Raw genomic sequence first — 334 nt, forward strand, 5'->3', positions numbered from 1 at the left:
CTGCCGACCGGGAAAAGAGACATACGGGCAGGCACTTCCTACATTAGATCGCACTCTGCTTGAGGCGTTCGATTCTCATGATTGAACTACACCATATTCGTGTTTCTTATCCAAACGGTCGCGACTGGCGTACCGTCGTGCATGACGCGTCGCTATCGGTCAAGGCTGGTGAATGCTTTGGTCTGGTTGGCCCTTCTGGCTGTGGAAAATCCTCTTTACTGTGGACCATTGCTGGCTTGAACCCGCATTGGCAGGGTGAGATGCGGCTAGCTCATCACGCAATTACGCCAGGAACACGGTTCACTGGCCAGTTACGTCGTGATGTGCAAATGGT

At 53.0% G+C, this 334-nt stretch carries 1 protein-coding gene; it reads left to right on the forward strand.

Features of this window, described 5'->3' with window-relative positions; genetic code table 11:
* Window positions 1-77: 77 nt before the first annotated feature.
* Window positions 78-334, forward strand: a 257-nt coding sequence (locus tag EDI29_RS22665; protein ID WP_137742666.1) for an ATP-binding cassette domain-containing protein, incomplete at its 3' end; no start/stop codon positions are given.

Origin of the sequence: Pectobacterium polonicum (assembly GCF_005497185.1) — a bacterium.
Classification (GTDB): Bacteria; Pseudomonadota; Gammaproteobacteria; order Enterobacterales; family Enterobacteriaceae; genus Pectobacterium; species Pectobacterium polonicum.